Annotated in this window: 1 protein-coding gene; it reads right to left on the minus strand. The window is 62.1% G+C overall.

The features are described from left to right. Window positions 1-267, minus strand: a 267-nt coding sequence (locus tag QMX86_RS28190; RefSeq protein WP_282390437.1) for an acyl-CoA dehydrogenase family protein, incomplete at its 3' end; no start/stop codon positions are given. Window positions 268-441: the final 174 nt, after the last annotated feature.

Genomic DNA, 441 nt, shown 5'->3' on the forward strand with positions numbered 1-441 from the left:
GTTGTGCACGCTCATGATCGTCGAGTACGCACCGTCGCCGGCGGCGATTTCTTCCAGGGCCATGGCGTAGGCCAGGTAGCCGGTGTCACAGCCGCCCCACTGCTCCGGCACGAGCATGCCGAAGAAGCCCAGCTCAGCCATCTCGGCGATGGCTTCCTTGGGGAAACGGTGTTCGCGATCCCACTCGGCGGCGAACGGCTTGAGCCGCTCCTCGGCAAACTGCCGGGCCATGTCGCGGATCTGGGTTTGGTCTTCGTTGGGGATCATGGTGATTCCTTCAAATCTGAGTACGACATAGAACCCTGTGGGAGCGAGCCTGCTCGCGAAAGCGGTGTATCAGTCACGCATGTGCCGGCTGAAACGACGTCTTCGCGAGCAGGCTCGCTCCCACAGTTGATCGGCGCCGCCTTCAGTAAACGCATTCCACAGCCATGGCCGTGG

Source organism: Pseudomonas sp. PS01270 (assembly GCF_029959775.1).
GTDB lineage: Bacteria > Pseudomonadota > Gammaproteobacteria > Pseudomonadales > Pseudomonadaceae > Aquipseudomonas > Aquipseudomonas atacamensis.